The sequence below is a fragment of the Fontimonas thermophila genome (assembly GCF_900113085.1).
GTDB lineage: Bacteria > Pseudomonadota > Gammaproteobacteria > Nevskiales > Nevskiaceae > Solimonas > Solimonas thermophila.
The window spans coordinates 1-14,483 of sequence record NZ_FOOC01000005.1 but is presented as its reverse complement, the minus strand read 5'-3'; the positions used below and the strand labels follow the sequence as shown (position 1 = coordinate 14,483).

At 63.8% G+C, this 14,483-nt stretch carries 15 protein-coding genes, 2 tRNA genes and 1 pseudogene; 7 read left to right on the top strand and 11 right to left on the bottom strand.

Annotated elements, in window-relative coordinates; genetic code table 11:
- Positions 1-79: 79 nt before the first annotated feature.
- Positions 80-1,330 (top strand): dicarboxylate/amino acid:cation symporter, encoded by a 1,251-nt coding sequence (locus BMZ48_RS06275; protein WP_091533046.1) that lies wholly within the window; start codon positions 80-82, stop codon positions 1,328-1,330.
- Here the strand turns inward: BMZ48_RS06275 and BMZ48_RS06270 are convergent.
- The 10 genes from BMZ48_RS06270 to BMZ48_RS06225 form a co-directional block, all read right to left on the bottom strand.
- The gene (locus tag BMZ48_RS06270; RefSeq protein WP_091533044.1) at positions 1,320-2,105 is read right to left on the bottom strand and encodes an enoyl-ACP reductase FabI; all 786 of its coding nucleotides are present in this window, start codon (positions 2,103-2,105) and stop codon (positions 1,320-1,322) included. The genes BMZ48_RS06275 and BMZ48_RS06270 overlap by 11 nt on opposite strands.
- Before the next feature lie 118 nt (positions 2,106-2,223).
- Positions 2,224-3,192 (bottom strand): AgmX/PglI C-terminal domain-containing protein, encoded by a 969-nt coding sequence (locus BMZ48_RS06265; RefSeq protein ID WP_091533042.1) that lies wholly within the window; start codon positions 3,190-3,192, stop codon positions 2,224-2,226.
- Complete coding sequence (locus BMZ48_RS06260) at positions 3,189-3,629, bottom strand: ExbD/TolR family protein (protein ID WP_268762371.1); 441 nt, start codon at positions 3,627-3,629, stop codon at positions 3,189-3,191. Before BMZ48_RS06260 ends, BMZ48_RS06265 begins: the two co-directional genes overlap by 4 nt.
- A 71-nt stretch (positions 3,630-3,700) precedes the next feature.
- Positions 3,701-4,198, bottom strand: a complete 498-nt coding sequence (locus BMZ48_RS06255; RefSeq protein ID WP_091533040.1) for a biopolymer transporter ExbD — start codon at positions 4,196-4,198, stop codon at positions 3,701-3,703.
- 9 nt (positions 4,199-4,207) lie between these two features.
- Positions 4,208-4,840 (bottom strand): MotA/TolQ/ExbB proton channel family protein, encoded by a 633-nt coding sequence (locus tag BMZ48_RS06250; RefSeq protein ID WP_091533038.1) that lies wholly within the window; start codon positions 4,838-4,840, stop codon positions 4,208-4,210.
- Between the two features lie 60 nt (positions 4,841-4,900).
- Positions 4,901-5,251 (bottom strand): hypothetical protein, encoded by a 351-nt coding sequence (locus tag BMZ48_RS06245; RefSeq protein WP_091533036.1) that lies wholly within the window; start codon positions 5,249-5,251, stop codon positions 4,901-4,903.
- On the bottom strand, positions 5,248-5,943 hold the full coding sequence (locus BMZ48_RS06240) for a tetratricopeptide repeat protein (protein WP_234981546.1): 696 nt from the start codon (positions 5,941-5,943) through the stop codon (positions 5,248-5,250). Before BMZ48_RS06240 ends, BMZ48_RS06245 begins: the two co-directional genes overlap by 4 nt.
- Complete coding sequence (locus BMZ48_RS06235; RefSeq protein ID WP_234981545.1) at positions 5,927-8,752, bottom strand: tetratricopeptide repeat protein; 2,826 nt, start codon at positions 8,750-8,752, stop codon at positions 5,927-5,929. Before BMZ48_RS06235 ends, BMZ48_RS06240 begins: the two co-directional genes overlap by 17 nt.
- Entirely contained in the window at positions 8,745-10,559 is a 1,815-nt protein-coding gene (locus tag BMZ48_RS06230; RefSeq protein ID WP_091533030.1) for a tetratricopeptide repeat protein, read from the bottom strand. The genes BMZ48_RS06235 and BMZ48_RS06230 overlap by 8 nt, the downstream gene beginning before the upstream one ends.
- Positions 10,556-11,068, bottom strand: a complete 513-nt coding sequence (locus BMZ48_RS06225; RefSeq protein ID WP_091533028.1) for a hypothetical protein — start codon at positions 11,066-11,068, stop codon at positions 10,556-10,558. The genes BMZ48_RS06230 and BMZ48_RS06225 overlap by 4 nt, the downstream gene beginning before the upstream one ends.
- Positions 11,069-11,549: 481 nt before the next feature.
- Here BMZ48_RS06225 and BMZ48_RS06220 point away from each other — a divergent pair, with 481 nt between their 5' ends.
- The 3 genes from BMZ48_RS06220 (at position 11,550) to BMZ48_RS06210 (ending at position 12,035) form a co-directional block, all read left to right on the top strand.
- Complete coding sequence (locus tag BMZ48_RS06220) at positions 11,550-11,822, top strand: HU family DNA-binding protein (protein ID WP_091533026.1); 273 nt, start codon at positions 11,550-11,552, stop codon at positions 11,820-11,822.
- A 59-nt stretch (positions 11,823-11,881) separates the two neighbouring features.
- Positions 11,882-11,957: transfer RNA gene (locus BMZ48_RS06215), tRNA-Val, on the top strand.
- Position 11,958: 1 nt separating this feature from the next.
- Positions 11,959-12,035, top strand: a tRNA-Asp gene (locus BMZ48_RS06210).
- A gap of 87 nt (positions 12,036-12,122) precedes the next feature.
- Here the strand turns inward: BMZ48_RS06210 and BMZ48_RS06205 are convergent.
- Positions 12,123-12,488 carry a rhodanese-like domain-containing protein gene (locus BMZ48_RS06205; RefSeq protein ID WP_091533024.1) on the bottom strand — a complete coding sequence of 122 codons (366 nt, stop codon included), beginning with the start codon at positions 12,486-12,488 and terminating at the stop codon, positions 12,123-12,125.
- Between the two features lie 99 nt (positions 12,489-12,587).
- Here BMZ48_RS06205 and BMZ48_RS06200 point away from each other — a divergent pair, with 99 nt between their 5' ends.
- From BMZ48_RS06200 to BMZ48_RS06190, 3 genes and pseudogenes are all read left to right on the top strand, one after another.
- Entirely contained in the window at positions 12,588-13,364 is a 777-nt protein-coding gene (locus tag BMZ48_RS06200; RefSeq protein ID WP_091533022.1) for an SDR family oxidoreductase, read from the top strand.
- 4 nt (positions 13,365-13,368) lie between these two features.
- Complete coding sequence (locus BMZ48_RS06195; protein ID WP_091533019.1) at positions 13,369-14,157, top strand: alpha/beta hydrolase; 789 nt, start codon at positions 13,369-13,371, stop codon at positions 14,155-14,157.
- 63 nt (positions 14,158-14,220) lie between these two features.
- Positions 14,221-14,483 (top strand): annotated as a pseudogene (locus tag BMZ48_RS06190) (IS481 family transposase); the annotation flags it as partial.

Genomic DNA, 14,483 nt, shown 5'->3' with positions numbered 1-14,483 from the left:
TCCGGTTGGCGGTATCCAAGCCGTTCGTGGTTCAATCAGGCCACGAACGGCTTTTTCGTTTCAAGTGGAATCTCGACACATGAAGCTGCACTGGCAGATCGCCATCGCGCTGCTCGCGGCCATGGCCGTCGGTGGCATCGTCGGTGATGCGCCATGGTTCATCAAGCTGGCCGATTTCATCGGCACGCTGTTTCTCAACGCCCTGCGCATGCTGATCGTGCCTCTGATCGTCGGGGCGATGATCCATGCCATCATCAGCATCGGCGCAAGCAACGAGCTCGGCCGCATCGGCTGGAAAACCGTGTTGTATTTCGCGACGACGACCTTGGGCGCCATTGTGCTCGGGCTTGTCATTATCAATGCCGTGCAACCTGGGATCGTCGACGGTCAACCCGCCGGGGCACGGCTCGGGCTTGATGCCAGCGCAGATGCGGTGCTGGAAAAAGTTCAGGGTCGCGATGGTCGTGATTTCGTGGGCGTCGTGCTGCGCATGGTGCCGCCCAATCTGGTGCAGGCCGCGGCCGACAACGAGATGCTGGCGTTGATTTTTTTCAGCCTGCTGTTCGGTTATTTCGCGGCGCGGTTACCACGCGAGCTGGCTGAGGTCCAGCAGCGCTTCTGGGCGGGGCTGTATGAAGTGATGATTCGCATCACCGGCTGGGTCATGCGTTTTGCGCCACTGGGTGTGTTTGCACTCGTTGGTAAGACCGTGGCGCAGACCGGCTGGTCGGCATTGCATCCGCTGCTCGTCTTTTTCTTTGCCGTCCTGGTCGCGCTGTCGATCCAGGCGTTCATCGTGCTGCCGCTGCTCGTGCGCCTGGTCGGGCTCGATCCACTCAGGCATCTGAAGCTATCGGTGCCGGCGCTGCTCACGGCTTTCTCGACGAGTTCGTCGGCGGCGACGCTGCCGGTGACTTTCGGCTGCGCGCAGCGCGCGGGTGTCAGCGATCGCGTATCCGGTTTTGTCTTGCCATTGGGTGCGACCGTCAACATGAACGGGACGGCGCTCTATGAGTGCGCCGCAGCGCTGTTCATCGCCCAGGCTTATGGTCTGGAGCTGAGTTTCATCAGTCAGTTCGTCGTCGTGACGCTGGCATTGCTGACGTCGGTCGGTGTCGCTGGCATTCCTTCGGCAAGCCTGGTCGCAATCGCGGTAATCCTGTCGGCGGTCGGATTACCGATGGAAGGAGTCGGGCTGATCCTCGCTGTCGATCGTATCCTGGATATGTGCCGCACTGCGGTGAACGTCTTTGGCGATCTCACGGGCACTGTGATCATCGCCCGACTCGAAGGCGAGATCGAGGCGCCGGCGTCCGACGTCACTCGATGAAGCTCATGCCGACGATGTTGTAGCCGGCATCGACGTAGAGAATCTCGCCGGTGATGCCGGAAGCAAGATCAGAGCAGAGAAAGGCTGCAGCGTTGCCGACTTCCTCGATCGTGACATTGCGCTTGAGCGGCGCCGCTTTCTCGGCCAGTGCCAGCATGCTGCGAAACCCGCTGATTCCAGCAGCGGCCAGCGTCTTGATCGGCCCGGCGGAGATGGCGTTGACGCGGATGCCTTCCTCCCCGAGCTGCGCCGCCATGAAGCGCACATTGGCTTCGAGCGAGGCCTTGGCCGGGCCCATGACGTTGTACATGGGTACCGCGCGCACGGCTCCGAGATAGGTCAGCGTGAGCATCGAGCCGCTGCGTCCGCGCATCAGCGGCCGCGCGGCCTTGCCGAGCGCGGCGAACGAGTAGCTGGAAATGTCATGGGCGATGCGGAAGCCCTCGCGTGTGAGCACGTCCAGGTACTTGCCGGAAAGCTGTTCGCGCGGCGCAAAACCGATGGAATGCACGAGGATGTCGAGTCCGCCCCAGGTCTTGCCGAGCTCGCCCATCACCTCGTCGATCTGTCGATCCTCGGCGACATCCAGCGGCAACACGATTTTCGAGCCCAGGCTCGCAGCAAACTCCTCGACGCGGCTTTTGAGACGGTCGTTCTGATAGGTGAAGGCGATTTCCGCGCCTTCGCGGTGGAAGGCCTCCGCGATGCCGGTAGCGATCGAGCGATCACTGGCGACGCCGGTGATCAGTGCTTTTTTGCCTGCGAGCAAACCCATGGGCGCTACATCCTGTGCGGGCACAAGTGACGAGTTTTAAGGGCCGGGGCTTGAGTTTCAAGCAACCCGCCTGAGCGCGACCTTATATCCGATGTCCGGCGTGACGGCCACAGGATGGTCACGACGGCAGGAAGTGGATCGGGTAGTTGGGGTAGGTATAGGGCGGTACGTTTTTCGCGCCAAAGTTCATCAGCAGCACACGCTGCACGATTTTGCGTTCGAGTTCGGGATCGTTGAAGGTGCTCGAGACCAGCTTGCACTCGGTGACGCTGCCGTCCGGCGCAATCGTCAGGCTGATGACGATCTTGCCTGCGCCCAGGTTGGGATTCTCGCGTGCGGCGCGGTTGTAGATTGCCGTGAATGCCCCTTTGTTGCGGTCGAACACGAGCTGGATTTCTTCGAGCGTGCGCCCGGCGATGAGTTTGTCGCCGCCCTGGCCCGGGCGCGTGCGATCCTGGCCGAAACCGACCGGACTTTCGACCACGGTGGTTCGCCGCTCGCCGAGCCCAGTGCCGGTTTGCGTCCGGCGCGTCGTTCCGGTTGCGTTGGGAGTGCCGATGCCGCCGGAGTTCTGTGCCGCCGACTGTTCGAAGACCTGGCTGTCGCCACTGGTCACCGCACCACCGCCGCTGGTGCTGTCGAGCGAGCGCAGCGCCTGATCCGGACGCTGGAGCGAGGCAACCCCGGTGTGCAGCGCCTGCAACTGGTCGGCAAACGCCATGACCCCGGAGCGGGCAGCGGTTGCACGCGCGCGTTCGACAGCCTGCTGCTGGCGAACCTCGGGTGGGGGCTCCGGTGCAGTCTGCGGTTCGGCCTTGACCGTTTCCGGCTTGGGCTGGTCTTGCTCCGCCGGCTTGGGTTCCTCGACTTTCTCGGCCACCGGTGCCGGTTGCTCCGGGAGCAGCTCGACATAGCGCGATCCGGTGAGCGTGCCGCCGCCGCGGGTCAGGCCGACCAGCTCGAGGAAGGGGATGATCAGGCCGATCGCAAGCAGCGGGATGCCGACGATGAGCACCAGGCGGCGGAAGCGGCGATCGGATTCCGCCGCAAGATCCCAACTCTGCCAGTGGATGGTCTGGGCGGTCATCGCGCGCTTCCCCCCTCACGATGCGCAACCGCCAGCGAGATCTTGGCGAAGCGGGCCTCGGTACAGGTCGCCATGATCTTTTTGATCAGCTGATACGGAATGTCTTTGTCGGCCATGATGTTGATCTCGCCCCGCGAGACTGCCCCCGGTGTCGCTGCGCCAAGTACCGGCATCAAGCCTTCCTGCAGCAGGCGGGATTTCAAGGGGGCGAGCAGGGTGCCGGTCGTATTGGCCGCATCTTCCACCCGCATGACCGGTTCATTGTTGACGAGAATTTCCTCGCGCGTGACCATCAACAGCACCGTTTGGCGCGGGCCCTGCACGGCAACCGATTCGGGCAGGGTCAGTGTGCGCGGGTTGGGCAGGACTTCGACCTGGGACGAATTCACGAGCAGGAAGAACACCAGGATCGTGAAGATGTCCATCAGCGACGTCAGATTGAGCTGCCCCGGACGGTTGCGCTTGCGCCGCCGTTCCAGACGCTGGGTCCGCAGGGTGCGTGAGCGAATCACGGGGTAGCCTCCAGCGGCGGCGCATCACCGACCGAGATCTGTGGGTACATATCGACGAGCACGCCTTCGCGTGCGGCCGGCAGGTAATGCACGGTATCCATGACTTGGATCAGGACGTCATAGGGAACGGCGGGTTCGAGCAGCAGGGTGATGCGGTCTTCCGCCGGATTACGGTTTTTGATTTCGGCGAGCGATTGGCCGAGCGCTGCGTAGTTGTACCCGCTGTCCGTTTTCGGCCAGCTTTGGATGACGCTGCCGTTTTGGGTCAGCGTCAACCCGGAATCGCGCACGATCACGGACAGACCGCGTTTGACGTTGTCCGAGGATGTTTGTGCGCGCGAGCTGTCCGGCAGGCCGAGCTCCTTGATCGTCAGCTGGGTGAACACGGCGGTGATCAGCAAAAACGGAACCAGCGCGACCATCAGGTTCATGAAGGCCGTGATGTTGAGCTCCACCGTGTCCTGGCGGCGCGCGCGGCGCATGCGGGCAAACATGGCGCAGCCTTATTCCTTCAATCCGAGGCTGTTCAAGAACTTGATCGCGGCCATTTCGACGCTGTCGATCAGGTCGTTGGCCTTGGACTGCAGCCAGGCATGGGCGAGCAGCAGCGGAATGGCGACGATCAGACCAAAGGCCGTCGTGTTCATCGCCACCGAAATCGAGGCCGAGAGCAGACTGGCTTTTTCCGCCGGGTTGACGTTGGCGACGGCATTGAAGCCCTGGATTAAGCCGATGATGGTGCCGAGCAGGCCCAGCAGCGTCGCGATGTTGGCGAAGGTCGCGAGGTAATGCGTGCGGCGCTCGAGCAGCGGCGTGACCTCCATGATGCTCTCTTCCATCGCCATTTCGATCTCGCTGCGTGTCGCATTGCCGCGGGCGCGGGCGAGACCGAAGCCGAGCACACGTCCGATCGCGGTTTCGGACTCGCTGGCGAGCCGTTCGGCGGCCTGGTAATCGCCACGGTTGAGCAGCGGCAACAATTCGGACCACAGGGCGCGGTTTTCGGCATTGGCGCGGCGCAGGTAGAGCGCGCGCTCCAGCGCGATGGCAAGGCCGACGATCATGACGATCAGGATCGGATACATGAACGCGCCGCCGCTCTGGAAGAAGCGCAGGACGGTGGTAACAAACTCCATGGGTCAACCCTCTGTCTTGGATGCGATGGTGGGATGATAAGTGTTGCAGGAGGCTAGGTTTCAGCGTTCCTGGGGGGTTACGACGCCTTTCTGCTTGAGCGCCTTGCTCAAGGCGGTGTGGTATTCGATCTGACGGACGAAGACCGCCTCATCCAGTGGCAGCAGTTTTTCCTGCAGCAGGCGTGCAGGCCGGTCCATGCCGGGTTCGGGTTCGGCATCGCGCCAGGGCATGATGTACAGGCCGATCGGGGATTCCTGCTCGCCGACGATCGTCGTGCCTGCACGCGGCTCGGCGGTACGCGCCGGTGCGGTTGGCTGCGGCAGGCCGCCGATGGCCGGCATCTCGTCCTGGGCTTGTGCCGCGCACGTGAGCATCGCGGCGAGCAGCGCTGCAAGGCGGCTGGCCGTCATGGTTGTTGCTCCTGTTTGGATGATCCGGGCCCCGATGGCACTGCGGGCGCAACCTGGGCGGCTTCGATCTCCGCAATCCAGGCGAGCACACGCAGATCGTCCTGGCCCGCGATCTGCTGGTAAGCGCGGTAATGGGGCAAAGCTTCGGCGGGGCGTTTCAGATACACGTCGAGGAGGATGCCGAGGTTGAAATGGGCCAGTGCGTAGTCTGGGTCGAGCTTGAGGGCGCGCTCGTAGGACAGGCGTGAACGGGTGAAATCGCCCGCCTCGCGGTAAAGGATACCCAACCAGTTGAATGCCACCTTGTTGTCGGGATTCAACGATGCCGCCTTGGCAAGCGCGCCGATGGCCTGCTCGCGGCGATTGGACTTGGCGTAGAGAATCCCTAGGTTCGTCCACGGTCCGGCGTGGTCGGGAAAGTCCTGGGCGAGCGCGGCGAAGGCTTGCTCGGCCTCGCCAGTCTGGCCTTGTTGCCAGAGCGCCAGGGCGGCGGCAAAGCGGGCCTGCGGATCCCCCTTGTCCGGTGCGGTGGCTGCGGGCGTTGCCGGTGTGGCCGCAGGCGCTTGTGGTGCCTGATCCGGACCGGATGGGAGCGGCGGCTCTGGGCGCTCGCGCAACGGGCTGCAGGCCGACAGGGCCAGCACCGTGATGAGCATGGCGATCCGTGCCCGGCGATCAGTCGAGCGATGCATAGCGCTCTTCTCCCTGTTCGCGCTTGCCGTAGCGCGCCGGTGCGAGCTGCGCCAGGGCGGCGGCGCTTTTCGCGATCCAGTTGTCATAAACACCCGTCTTGATGCGCCGCAGATTGGTTTCGTGCGCGGCGATGGCCTGCTCTTCAAACGGGTAGGCCTGTTCTTCGAGCAGTAAATCGTATTGTTCGAGTTCCAGTCCCTTGAGATTGCGCGGCCGCTCGGAGCGCAGCAGGGCCCGACCGAAGTCCTGGTAGAGGTCACCGAGCTCGAAAGTCGCCGCCGTCGTTGTTTCGGCAAAGCCGTAGGCGGCTGCACGATCGAGCCAGCGGATTGCTTTTTCCATGGCCTGTTTTTTGCGCGGCAGGCTTTTTTCGATCGGCAATGTCAGCGTCAAGGATTTGGCCTGCGCCGCGGCGATGCGGCCGAGATCCAGGCTCGCCTGTGCGGCCAGCGCCCGCGAGCGGTCGCTGCGTTCGGCGCCGGCGGTTTCATCGGCGCTCACCAGTTCCTGGAGGCGGCGTTCCAGCAGCTCGCCGCCGCGCGGCCGGGCGTAATCGACGAGACGGCTGCGGGCATCGAGGGCGCGGTCAAGCGGGCGCGGGAAGCGCTGCACATAAAAGTCGTAAGCTGCCTCGGCTTCCTCGGCGGATTGGGCCGTGTCGAACAGGGTGGCCGACAGCCACGCCGCCTCGCGGCGGATGTCCACGCCTTCGTCGTCGCGGCGCGCAATCCGCGCAAACACACGCGCAGCTAAAAGTGGTTTGCCGTCACGCTGATAGACGACGGCGAGTTTCTTGTCGACATCGGCTTCGAGCGGATGGTTGGGGAAGAGCACACGGAAATTTTCGAGGACGCGCGCTGCACTGCCCCAGTCTTCGAGCGCGATCAGCGCAGCGGCGCCATCATATTCGGCCGTCGCCCGGATCTTCGAGTTTGGTGCGATCTGGCCCAGGCGCAGGAAGTGATGGGCAGCGGCTTTCAGATCGCCGCCTTTGTGTGCCGCCTCGCCCTGCTTGTAGATCGATACCGCCAGTTGCTCGACGATTTCGTCGCGTTCGGCCGCCCGCGCCGCAGTCAGCCGCAACTCTTCGGTGAACGCCATTTCTGCCTGTGCATAGCGCGCCTGTGCGAAGTGGGCGTCGCCGGTGACGCTCCAGGCCATGCGGCGCAGTCTTGCATCGACCGTCTGCGGCGCTTCGAGTACGCGGGCGGCGACGGCGATCGCCTCATCGTAGGCCTTGAGCTCATACAAATCCTGGGCCGCCTGAGTCAGCACTGGGTATTTTTGCGGGTGTCCCGGGAATTCGTCGGCCAGGCGGATACTGGCATCGATTGCGTTGCGCAGAACAGCCGGCCGCGCCTTCGGGGAGACTTCTTGTGCGTACTTGTGGTAGGCCAGCACCGAGGCATACGCCGCTTCACCGGCACGCCGGTAGGGCCGGTAATCGTAGGCGGTGCGCGCGTATTCCTGGGCCGCTTCGAGGGTCCGTCCGCCGTCGAGCAGGCTGTCGCCGAGCAGGAAGTGGATGTCGGCGAGCTGCGGGTCTTGCGGATACAGCTCGATGATGCGGCGATACCAGCGTGCGGCAACCAGAAAGTCGGCCTGATGCTGGACACGATCGGCTTGCGCGCGGGCGTGATAATGCTTGGCGAGATCCTCGAGGTGTTTGCGCAGCTCGGCCATGACCTCCTTCGTCGCCGGCTGGCCGTTCCAGTAGGGTGCGGCTGGGTCGTAGGTCGTCGCGTAGCGTTCTTTTTCCTGGACGACAAGATCGCGGAAGCCGCCGTCGCGGTAGGCACCGATGACGCGCGACTGGAAGGCCGGCGCGTGGGGTGAGGTCGGATAGCGCTGGATGAACGCGGCGTAAGCGCCCGCAGCATCGGTGTAGCGCTGTTTGTCGAGCAGTGCCTCGCCCAGCGCGGCATAGACAAACGCATAAAAGCGCGGATCGCCGTGCGCCGACAGATAGGCGCTGAGCGCCGGGCCGCCACCGAGCGCAGTGAGCGAGAGCGTGATCACGCGCAGCGAATCGCGGACCAGCTCGTTCTTCGTCTTGGCCACCTGCGCCAGCGTCGGTTCGGGATCGAAGGGTTCGCCGGGAGGCAGCTCGCGGTCGAGCACGGCAAAGAACGTGGTGACCGCCTCCTCGTACTTGGATTGCTTGTACTGGGACCAGCCGTACTTGTACTGCGCCGGTTCGAAGAAAGGCGTGGCATCGGCAAGGTCCATCACGGCTTTGTATTCGACCTCGGCCTCGGCATAGCGGCCGCGGTAGAACAGCAGCTCGGCGCGGCGGAAACGCGCATCGCCAGCCAGTCTGGAGTCCGGATGCCGTTCGACGAGCCGGCGCAGTGTGTCGATCGCGGCGTCGGTCTCGCCGAGATTCTGCTGGGCGCGGGCCAGCTGGTAGAAGATGCGGTCGTTGTCCTTGCTGTGCGGGTTGGCGTAAAGCAGCTTGTTATAGAGATCGACCGCTTCCTGCAGCGCTTTTTCCGATTCCGCCGTCACGCCACGGCTGTCTTCGATCTGCACCTGCAGATCGGCGAGGCGGCGCTGGGCCTCGGCCTTGGTCTCGGGGTCCGGCGCCAGTTCGAGCAGTTTGCGGTAGTTCTCCACGGCCTTGCCGGGGTCGGGGGCGATCGGCTCCGAGGGGATGATCGGCAGCACGTCCGCAGAGGGTTGCTCCAGCTTGCCGACGGTTTTGCCGATGGGAGGTGTGCTTTCCCGCACTGCCTTCGGCGTGCAGCCAATCAGCGCCGTGCACAGCACGAGCGCTGTCGTCAGGGGTATCCAGCGCGGTTCATTCATTGTTGAGTTCGCCTTTTTTCTGGCGGTCATAGAGCCGTGCCAGTGCGAAGCGGGCTTCGACGAGATAGCGCTCGATCTGGCGTTTCTGGGCCTCGAGTTCGGCCAGGGCCATGTCTTGCAGCAGTTTGGCCTGCTCGGCACCGGCGAGTGCGAGCTGTTCGCGCAGGTTGGCGATGCGCTGCTGCGCGGTACGCGCCCGTTCCGCGGGGCCGTTGAAGCGTGCCGGCGGCGGCGCGAGTTTCAGCGAAGGCAGCAGTACTGCCGCGGCAGGAGCGGTGGCCGTGCGATCATCAACCGGTGGTGACAGGCTGCGATCGAGCGTCAGACGGATCGGCAGATCGGACCACGGCGGACGCCAGTCGCTGCGGGCGCGGCGGATCAATTCCTCAGGACGCATGGGCGCACGCGTGTCGACGGTTTGGCTTTGTTCGATGGCACGCAGTCGCGGCGCCCAGGCATCGAGGGTGCGTGCCATCATGCGGACGTCGCGGTAGTTTTTCAGCGCTTCCTGGAAGCGGTGCTCGGCGAGGAGGTTTTGCAGGAAATAGGTTTCCGGAGCGTCCGGCAGGTCGAGCAGCTTCCACTCCCATCCGGCTTCGGAATCGATCTCGCGACGCACGATGGTCTCGACCATGCGCCCCTGGCGAATCGATGCGATTGCTGCGGTCATGCGAGCGCGCGCATTGTCGAGGACGTTGACCGCACGTTCGTAATATTGCAGGGCTTGGGTGTAGGCGCCCAGACGGTCGAGAGTGAAGGCGATGGCGAGCCAGGCTTCCTGCACGGCGCTGTCCATCGGATCGCGCGAGATCAACTCGACCCATGGTACCAGGGCCCGGCGCAAGGCCTCCTCTTCGTCCTTGCTGGCCTTGCGCAGGCGGAAGGCGCGCATGCCGGCGCGCTTGAAGATGTCTTCCTCGACGAATCCGGGACGTAGCAATATGCCCAGCGTCGAGAACGTCGTGAACGGACTGGCATCGGGTTGTTCGTCACCGACCTGGACCTTGGCGATGCGCTCGCCCTGGGGGGCCAGCTCGGCCCAGCCCAGGCCCAGCAGGGCGCGGTTGGAAAACGGCCCCTCGAGGCGCACGCGCGAGAGAATCGGCTTGGCGGTGCCACCCTGCTGACTCTGCAGGAAGTGCCAGCCCAAACTCAAATTGGCGCGGTCGCGTAATGCGAGCTCCTCCAGATTCTGCGGCACCATGCGCCCGATGCGGTCGAGGACGGTCTGGCCTTGAGGCACACGGCCGTCGTTCATCAAGGCGACGGCGAGGTTGTAGCGCATGTACGGCGACTGCCGGTCGGAATTGTTCAGCTCAGTGAGGATTTCCACGGCCTCGCCGTAGCGGCCCTCGGCGAGCAGCACGCGCGCGAGCAAATCCTGCCATTGTTCGAGCAAGGTCTGCGGCAGGCCTTCGCGCACACGGTAGAGCGTTGCCCGCGCTTCGGCGAGATAGCCGCGCTCGTACTCGAACTCGGCCAGGTTCAGCATGGCGCGTCCCATCCGCACGGGATCGGCGGTCGTCGCCGCGAGATTGCGGTAGATGGCGGCGGCGCGATCGCGCATGCCGAACGCAAGGTAGCTGTCCGCAAGACGCCACTGGTAGTCCGCCGGCATGCGCAGCGGATCGATGCCATCGCCGATCTGCCGTAACTCCACGATCGCGGAAAAATGACGATCGTCACGGCTCAGGTATTCGGCCGCGCGCACGCGTGGATCATCGAGTGTGCCGGGTACGTAGAGTTCGGCGGCGCTGGCGGAAAATACGGCCAGCGCGGCGAATGCGAACAGTGCGATGCGCCTCATTGCCGTTTCCGCCACTGTTTCATGCTCAGGCGCGTTTCGTTGCCGAAGCGGCTCGCGCGCACGATGCGGAATTCGAGTTCGGCCTCACGGTGGTCCTTGTCGAAAATGGCCTCATAGCTGCTGGTTACCGGTGGGGCATCCGGTTTGTCGTCGGCGTAGCGGCCAGTGAAGGAGACGCGGATCCGATGCGGGCCGGGGGCGACGGATGTGCGCAGTACACGATGCAGGCTGTGTTCGGCGAGCAGTGCACGTGCGTCTTGTTCTTCGTAGTGGTAGACCTCGGGCGCGCGATCGTCGATGGCGACGCTGACGCTCTCGAGCAGCAGCCCGCGTACTCCGACTCCCAGATAAACCGATACGCGCTCGTATTCCGGGATCAGCGCATCGGTTTCGATCGCCTGCGCCTCGCGGGTGAGCTCGACGGTTTCGTCCTTGAGCGCCTGTATGGTTTGGTCGAGGCGAACGGCGCGTTCGCTGATGTCTGGCGTTGCGGCTGCGGCCAGCGGCATGGACAAGCCTGCGAGGAGCAACAGTCGTGAGGCTCTGCGGCCACGAATCAGGCGCATGCGTCGAGTATTTCCGGTGGGGGTAACCGAGTGTAGCAAATGCATCGAGGACTTTCGGGCACCGGCCAGTATCAACGGTGATCACTGACACGGTGATACGTAATCGACGCACGTGCGTTGCGCGACGGAGTTCCTGCTGTGTCCATGCGGTTACGTTGGGTGTACGGCCCGCCTGTACCGGGTGCGGGGAGGTGCTTTGTTGACGCTCGGGAACCTGCTTGTTATAAAGCGCCGCAACCCACACCCCAGCGAACTCTAGCGGCTGTGCAGCGTAATGGCTCGGCCGCGGCTCAGGTACACCGGGACGTGGGACCGACACCACGGTTCGCGACGGATTCTGCTGCACGGGTCGTCATCGCGGTGCATAGAGGATCCAGCCACGCGGCAACTGCCACTCATCAACATTTCTCAGGGGACACTCGAGATGAACAAGACGGAATTGATCAATGCGGTCGCCGACAAGGCCGACCTTTCCAAGGCCGATGCCGGGCGTGCCGTCGATGCCCTGTTCGAGGTCATCGGTAAGGCGCTGAAGAAGCGCGACAAGGTCTCGCTCGTCGGGTTCGGCACCTTTCTCGTCCGTGAGCGGGCCGCCCGCACGGGCCGCAACCCCAAGACCGGCGCGACGATCAAGATCAAGGCGAGCAAGACGCCGGCCTTCAAGGCTGGCAAGGCGCTCAAGGACATGGTAAAGTAGCCGTCTTTGCTGGTTCCGGGTCGTTGGATGTGCTCGGCACCTGCTGACAGCGTTGCCACGGGTGCTTAGCTCAGCTGGTAGAGCGTCGCCCTTACAAGGCGAATGTCGGCGGTTCGAGCCCGTCAGCACCCACCATGGAGCGGTAGTTCAGTTGGTTAGAATACCGGCCTGTCACGCCGGGGGTCGCGGGTTCGAGCCCCGTCCGCTCCGCCACTGATCCAAAAGCCCAGGGTGTCTGTGTATAGGCACCCTGGGTTTTTTGCGTTCCGCTCCCCTCTTTTGCTGCTCCCGGGTTCGAGGTCATTCGGTGGGCAGTAAGTTCTTCAGCGCACGCCAGCCGCCGTCGATCGACCAGACGTTGCGGTAGCCCATTTTCTGCAGGTTGTCTGCAGCGAGCACCGAACGATAACCACCGCCGCAGTACAGATACAGCGGTGTGTCGCGATCCGGATACAAGGCTTCGATGTCGCGTTCGATGATGCCCTTGCTGAGGTGTCGGGCGCCGCGCAGATGACCTGCGGCATATTCACTTTCTTCGCGCACATCGATCAAAAGCAGGGTCGGCTGTCGTGCCAGCAGCGATGGCAGGGCTTCGGCCGCGATTGTGCGCACACGGGTACGTGCCTCGGCGACGAGGGCGAGAAAGGCGGGTGAGTGGTCGGCCATCGGGATCTCCAGTCGTGGGGTGGGTCGGCAAATGCCGAGGATGCGGGGCAGCCGCACGGACTGATAGATTACGGCCCGTTTATTTTCTGGCTTGCGTCCATGACCCGACCCGCGATTTTCATCACCGGTGCGGCAGCCGGCATCGGGCGCGCGACGGCGCGTCTGTTTGCCGCGCGCGGATGGTGCGTCGGTCTCTACGATATCGATTCCGGCGGTGTCGAGCGCCTGCGTGCCGAGCTGGGAGATGCCGCGGTGAGCGGGTATCTCGATGTGAGAGATGCCGCCGCGCTGACGCAGGCGCTGGAGAGGTTCACCGCGTTCAGCGGCGGCCGTCTCGATGTCATGTTCAACAATGCCGGAATTCTCGCCGTCGGTCATTTCGAGGACATTGCGCTGGCGCGCCACCATGCGCTCGTCGATGTCAATCTCAAAGGCGTCATCAACGGTTGTCTTGCCGCATTACCGCATCTGAGGCGCACGCCGGGTAGTCGGGTCATCAACATGTCGTCGGCCTCGGCGATCTACGGCTCGCCCGCGTATGCGAGCTATTCGGCGACGAAGTTTGCGGTCAAGGGTCTGACCGAGGCGCTCGACATCGAATGGGCCCGACATGGGGTCCGCGTCATGGACGTGCTGCCGCTGTTCGTGAATACGGCGATGGTCACCGACATCGAACAGCCTCCCAGTGTCGGCAAGCTGGGGGTTCATCTGCAGGCCGAGGACATCGCCGCGGTCATCTGGCGGGCCGCCCACTGGAATGGCCGGCGACGTGTGCACTGGTATCCCGGTGCCCAGACCCGTCTGCTGGCGCTGGTGAACAAGCTCGCCCCGGCCTGGCTCAACCGCTATACGGTCAAACAGGTCTCGGGATACTAGGGCCATGACTTTCCCGGTCGTTCTGATCCACGGCATGTGGTGTACCGGCGCGAACTGGCAGCGTGTGCGCGAGCTGATCGAGCCCCGTGGATACCGTTGTTTTGCGCCAACGCTGCCGGCTCACATGCCGGTCCCTGATCAGCCTTTGCAGGTGGCACGCATCAGTCTGCGCGAGTATGTCGATGCCTTGTACGAAGAAGTGATGCGGCAGCATTACGACCTCCCCCCGATCCTGATCGGACATTCCATGGGGGCCTTGCTCGCTCAGCAGCTTGCCGCGCGGGTTCCGCCGCTGGCCCTGGTGCTGCTGACCCCGGCGCCGCCGTGGGGAGTCAACGGCTTGCGCGGGTCCAACGTCGTTGCATTCGCACCGTGGTTGATGAGCGGCCGGTTCTGGCGCAATGCCTACAAGCCGAGTCTGGAGCGCGCCAGTACATCGCTGTTCAACGGCGTGCCGGTGGACCGGCACCGGACCCTGTACGAAACACTGGTCCACGAATCCGGCCGTGCGACGGCCGAGATCGCGCTGTGGTGGGCAGATCTCGCGCGTGCAGCTGCGGTCCATTCAGACGAGGTGCGCTGCCCGGTATATGTGGTGAGCTGTGGACAGGATCGATTGACGCCAGCTGCGGTGGTGCGCGCGGCGGTGGCGCGTTACCCGCAGGCTGCGCATCGCTACTATCCGGCGCGCGGTCACTGGGTGATCGATGACGAAGAAACCGAGGAGATGATGCATGCGATCTGCGGCTGGCTGCGGCCAATTGAACAGCGCTATGTGTCGTGTCCCGGATGATTGGTTAATTGGTTCACGCCGTGGTTTACTCTTGGCGCGAGAGGTCATGCTGGAGCTGAAACGATGCATCTGAGGCTGCACAAGAACGCCACCACGACACCCAGGATCCGCGCCGAGATCCAGGTCAGCAAGGAGCCCATGAGGGTTCTGGCCCAGCGCTTTGGCGTGAGTGTCTCCACCATCGCTCGCTGGAAGAAGCGTGCATCGGTTCATGACGCCTCCCATACCCCTCATCGACTGCAAACCACGCTGACGCCGGCCCAGGAGTCCATCGTGCTCGTCTTGCGTAAAAGCCTGGGCCTTTCGCTGGATGACCTGCTGGCAGT

What these genes read in the sequence shown, in the direction of transcription:
- BMZ48_RS06275 (WP_091533046.1), top strand. Translation starts at nt 80, where the DNA reads ATGAAGCTGCACTGGCAGATCGCCATCGCGCTGCTCGCGGCCATGGCC.
- BMZ48_RS06270 (WP_091533044.1), bottom strand. Translation starts at nt 2,105, where the DNA reads ATGGGTTTGCTCGCAGGCAAAAAAGCACTGATCACCGGCGTCGCCAGT.
- BMZ48_RS06265 (WP_091533042.1), bottom strand. Translation starts at nt 3,192, where the DNA reads ATGACCGCCCAGACCATCCACTGGCAGAGTTGGGATCTTGCGGCGGAA.
- BMZ48_RS06255 (WP_091533040.1), bottom strand. Translation starts at nt 4,198, where the DNA reads ATGTTTGCCCGCATGCGCCGCGCGCGCCGCCAGGACACGGTGGAGCTC.
- BMZ48_RS06250 (WP_091533038.1), bottom strand. Translation starts at nt 4,840, where the DNA reads ATGGAGTTTGTTACCACCGTCCTGCGCTTCTTCCAGAGCGGCGGCGCG.
- BMZ48_RS06245 (WP_091533036.1), bottom strand. Translation starts at nt 5,251, where the DNA reads ATGACGGCCAGCCGCCTTGCAGCGCTGCTCGCCGCGATGCTCACGTGC.
- BMZ48_RS06240 (WP_234981546.1), bottom strand. Translation starts at nt 5,943, where the DNA reads ATGCATCGCTCGACTGATCGCCGGGCACGGATCGCCATGCTCATCACG.
- BMZ48_RS06235 (WP_234981545.1), bottom strand. Translation starts at nt 8,752, where the DNA reads ATGAATGAACCGCGCTGGATACCCCTGACGACAGCGCTCGTGCTGTGC.
- BMZ48_RS06230 (WP_091533030.1), bottom strand. Translation starts at nt 10,559, where the DNA reads ATGAGGCGCATCGCACTGTTCGCATTCGCCGCGCTGGCCGTATTTTCC.
- BMZ48_RS06225 (WP_091533028.1), bottom strand. Translation starts at nt 11,068, where the DNA reads ATGCCGCTGGCCGCAGCCGCAACGCCAGACATCAGCGAACGCGCCGTT.
- BMZ48_RS06220 (WP_091533026.1), top strand. Translation starts at nt 11,550, where the DNA reads ATGAACAAGACGGAATTGATCAATGCGGTCGCCGACAAGGCCGACCTT.
- BMZ48_RS06205 (WP_091533024.1), bottom strand. Translation starts at nt 12,488, where the DNA reads ATGGCCGACCACTCACCCGCCTTTCTCGCCCTCGTCGCCGAGGCACGT.
- BMZ48_RS06200 (WP_091533022.1), top strand. Translation starts at nt 12,588, where the DNA reads ATGACCCGACCCGCGATTTTCATCACCGGTGCGGCAGCCGGCATCGGG.
- BMZ48_RS06195 (WP_091533019.1), top strand. Translation starts at nt 13,369, where the DNA reads ATGACTTTCCCGGTCGTTCTGATCCACGGCATGTGGTGTACCGGCGCG.